Raw genomic sequence first — 3,694 nt, 5'->3', positions numbered from 1 at the left:
CGGTAATCGTGCGTCTCAGGCGTTGACGCAAAATATCGCCTTGAAGATAAACGAAACATTTTTTCTTGTAGCAGAATTTGGGATTGTTTTGTAAAGTGGATTTGCGCATGTCTTCCTATGAGGTTGGAAATGCGACTCCCTCTGAGAGTTGCACCATTACAAACTGCAATGCTCAACAGACCAAAGCGCCTCATGGTATTGGGCCACGTTTTCATCTAAAAGACGTTGTAAAATTTTCTAACCCACGTCTTCCAGCGCTCCTCCCACTAATTGCCTGAACTCCGGCGGGTAGTCGGTCTTGGCGGTTCCCGCCGTGCAGAGCGGAATACTCTCGATTATCCCCGCCATTCGGTGATAGGGAACGGAGACAAAGAGTTCGTCTGCTTTGTACCCCTTCATCTTTCTCGCTGTATAATCCATGAAGCTCACATTGATTTCTCCAGAAACGAGCGGATAGGTGATTGCCATGTGACACGCAGATCCGACGAGCTCGGTCTTTGGTGAAACCCCCGAGTCGTAGGTTGCCAGCGTGAGGATGCGGCATGCCTGCTCGGCATTACAGAGGAAAAGAACGAGATCCGGCCTGAACTGTGCCTTCCCCAAGGGAGAAATGACAACGTAGTCGGCGAGTCCGAGGGGAGGCTGGGCCGTCAACGTCATACCCCGGTAAAAAGCGGCAATCGAACAGAACAGCTTTTCCCCTTCCACCAGAAACTTCTTTAGCGCACGGTCCGCATCGCCTGTGGGCTTGGGTCCCAGGCCCAGATGCCATGTGCCTCCATGACAGGCCGAATTGTCCTTCGTTAAATTGATAATCGACCCACCGGATGCGTCCTGCAGGGCCCGACACACCCAGTGATGACCATCCTTGCCTCCATCGGCCGGCACCATCGAATAGGTAACGGCAATGGGATGCCTCTCGAGCTTGAGAACTTCTTGTAACATTGCTGAAGAATCTTTCCAGTCCATCGTATCCTCCTTACAGTAATAGCACTCTCCGTTTTCAGAGCCATGCAGTGACCTGATCAAGCGCAAAAAGGCGCTTTTCGGCAGGCGGCTGCTGAGCATAGCCGATAACGCAGCCATTAACCGCAAACGCTCCAAGCTGCAGACCGATCATGTCGAAAAACTCGCGGCTTTCGGTGAGCATTTTGGTAACCGATAGCAGCTGAAAGCCCAGACCCAGAGCGGTGGCTTTCAGCCACATATTCTGCAGGCAATGGGCAAGCGACTCGAATTCGACGGGTGGAATGCCCTTCCGTTCGGCCACAACGATGAAGTAAGGTGCGTCTCTAAGGCTGGGAAGGCCGTGCTCGGCCAGATGTTTCACACGTGTCACAAACTCCCCTCCATGCTCTCGAAGGTAAGCGTTCTTCGCCATATCTGACTTTAGTAGTTTCAAGTTAGCCCTCGCCTGCTCCTGAATGAGGCCCGCAGTCTTGATCATGCCGGGACCCTGGCAGATCACTCTGAAGAAACGATACGGGATATCCTCTTTAACCGCCAAGGCCGCGTACGGGGCCTTAAGTCCAGCAAGAAGTATGTGTTCAATCAGCTCCTTAGGCGGGATTTCCGAGGTGAAGAGCCGGACGGATCGTCTTTTGGCCATCACTTCATCCACCGCGTTGTTCCTATCTTGCAATAACAGAGTATCCACCTCTGATCCTCCTTCAGATGCACCATGTTGCAGATTGTTCTCCACCGCTTTCACAAACGGGTGGCACCCATCTGTGGACGCTTCATGTCTTTTCTTTTTTAGACGTTGTAATCCCCGATGTCAAGGGGAATCCGAGAGTGCGATGTGGTGTCAAGGCGGTGAAGTAGTCTCGAGTGGGTTTGGGGCCTTGTAAGCACTATAACTCCTGCCAACGTCAGGGCAGTTCTTCCTGAAACATTGAACTTGTATTTATGTTCTGCAGTGCACCATTTCGCGTGGCAAGCGATAGCCGATGTATGTCCCGGCAGGCACTATCTCAAAATGGGCTAAAAGAATATGTTGCGCAAGCCGAGGCGAATAAACCGACAACAAGTGTCTAGTGGCGCCTGATCTTGAATGAGACTACTCGGCCAGCGTCTTATACTTCTTCCACATGGGCTCTGGTACTTCGTACCATGGCAGCGATGGTCTGGGCCTGAAACGGCCGTAAGCCAATCGTTCAGCGCGACTCATCCACCACCCCGCTTTCACTTTTCTGCAGGCGATTTCGCGGGTAATCCGATGAATACCTTTCCTCGGCTTAGTCCAAGGACAGGCAGCCACGCAGACACCACGGCCGAAATAGAGCTGTCCGTGATTATGCTCCGCGATCATACCTTGGCACTCGATCCTTAAGACAAAAAGGGTAAGGCATCCGCAGTTGTGATTCCCGTGGCGGCTGTGGGTGCCTTGAATAGCCTTCAACAATGTTATACATTATACGTCAGCAGCAGCCTTGGCACAACTCAAGACATCCAGCACATGAGAAATCTGATCTCAGAACGCGGAACAATACGACCACGATTTTTTTGGAGCATAGTCGCTCTCGTACTGGTTGCTCTGGCAGCCGCAGGCCTAATCTACCACACGAGCCAGAACAGCCGTGCAGACCGAAGCGATGGATTGGAGAAGCTCACAATCGCGATCTCGCCCATTCCGATGTCAGCTCCGATCTACGTTGCCTTTGATAAAGGATACTTCAAACACGAAGGCCTCGACGTCACGCTGGTAACCTTCACCTCCGGCAAGGAGTGCCTGGAGGCGGTCCTCGCGGCGAAAGCGGATGTTGCCCCGGCTGCGGAGACGCCGATTATGGAGGCGGTTATGCGAGGCGCCAAGGTGCGCGTTTTGGCAACCGTCGCCGACTCAGAGAAGATCTCCGCCGTCATCACGAGAAAGGATCGCGGCATCTCAAGACCCGAGGATCTGAAGGGCAGAAAAATCGGCGTCACGCCCGGCACGTCAGGCCAGTACCTTCTCAGCACATTACTCCTGTTTCACGGGGTGGCCGAGGAGCGCACCACGATGGTGCCGCTCAAACCCGAGGAGATGCAGGATGCGCTGCTCAGCGGCCGCGTGGATGCGGTCGCCACCTGGGAACCTTACCTTTCCGCCATCACGAGCGCGCTCGGGCCCAAGGGCATGACGTACTACGGAACCGGTTTTTTCAGGAGCACGTGGAATCTGGTAACGCGCGTTGATGTCGTTCAACAGCAACCGGAGTCCATCAGAAAGTTGCTGCGTGCACTCATGAGCTCCGAACGCTTTATCATCGAAAAGCAGGATGAGGCTATCGCGCTCGTGTCGCAACGCACAGGGGTTCGTGCGCAAGAGCTTACGCCGGTCTGGAAGGATTATTATTTCCGGATAGCTCTGGACCAGTCGCTCCTCATCAATTTTGAAAATCAGGCGCACTGGGCCATAGCGCACAAGGTGGTTCCGGAGAGCAAGGTCCCCAACTTCCTGGATAATATCTACACCCGCGGGCTCGCATCGGTCCGTCCCGAGAGGGTAAATATAGGCGGCTGATGTGAGAATCAAGACCACACTTACCATTGCAGGATTCTTACCCCTTGCGCTTTTCCTCGTCATAGGATCGATGTACGTCTATTCCTCGCGACAGGTCAGCAGAGCGGCGAAGGCGGCGGAGATGGCATCCAACGTACGACAGAAGGTGATAGACCTGAGCCTCGTCACCCATTATTACCTGCTTCGGCA

5 protein-coding genes are annotated in these 3,694 nt (G+C 53.7%); 2 read left to right on the top strand and 3 right to left on the bottom strand.

The genetic code is table 11. The features are described from left to right. Positions 1–237 precede the first annotated feature (237 nt). The 3 genes from VMT62_05380 to VMT62_05370 all read right to left on the bottom strand — a co-directional run bounded on the left by VMT62_05380 (position 238) and on the right by VMT62_05370 (position 2,311). On the bottom strand, positions 238–969 hold the full coding sequence (locus VMT62_05380) for a DUF169 domain-containing protein (GenBank protein ID HVN95838.1): 732 nt from the start codon (positions 967–969) through the stop codon (positions 238–240). 34 nt (positions 970–1,003) lie between these two features. Further along, on the bottom strand, positions 1,004–1,657 hold the full coding sequence (locus tag VMT62_05375) for a nitroreductase family protein (GenBank protein ID HVN95837.1): 654 nt from the start codon (positions 1,655–1,657) through the stop codon (positions 1,004–1,006). A 402-nt stretch (positions 1,658–2,059) separates the two neighbouring features. Further along, the gene (locus VMT62_05370) at positions 2,060–2,311 is read right to left on the bottom strand and encodes a hypothetical protein (GenBank protein HVN95836.1); all 252 of its coding nucleotides are present in this window, start codon (positions 2,309–2,311) and stop codon (positions 2,060–2,062) included. 288 nt (positions 2,312–2,599) lie between these two features. Here VMT62_05370 and VMT62_05365 point away from each other — a divergent pair, with 288 nt between their 5' ends. Continuing rightward, on the top strand, positions 2,600–3,505 hold the full coding sequence (locus VMT62_05365) for an NrtA/SsuA/CpmA family ABC transporter substrate-binding protein (protein HVN95835.1): 906 nt from the start codon (positions 2,600–2,602) through the stop codon (positions 3,503–3,505). A 1-nt stretch (position 3,506) separates the two neighbouring features. Next, positions 3,507–3,694 (top strand): hypothetical protein (locus VMT62_05360; protein ID HVN95834.1); only part of this gene is annotated, 188 nt, incomplete at its 3' end.

The sequence above is a fragment of the Syntrophorhabdaceae bacterium genome (assembly GCA_035541755.1).
In the GTDB taxonomy this organism is placed as follows: Bacteria; Desulfobacterota; Syntrophorhabdia; order Syntrophorhabdales; family Syntrophorhabdaceae; genus PNOF01.
The sequence above is the reverse complement of the archived record's forward strand: the minus strand, read 5'-3'. Positions and strand labels throughout refer to the sequence as shown.

Excerpts from the sequence above, each read along its gene's own strand:
- VMT62_05370 (HVN95836.1), bottom strand. The coding sequence starts at position 2,311 with ATGATCGCGGAGCATAATCACGGACAGCTCTATTTCGGCCGTGGTGTC.
- VMT62_05380 (HVN95838.1), bottom strand. The coding sequence starts at position 969 with ATGGACTGGAAAGATTCTTCAGCAATGTTACAAGAAGTTCTCAAGCTC.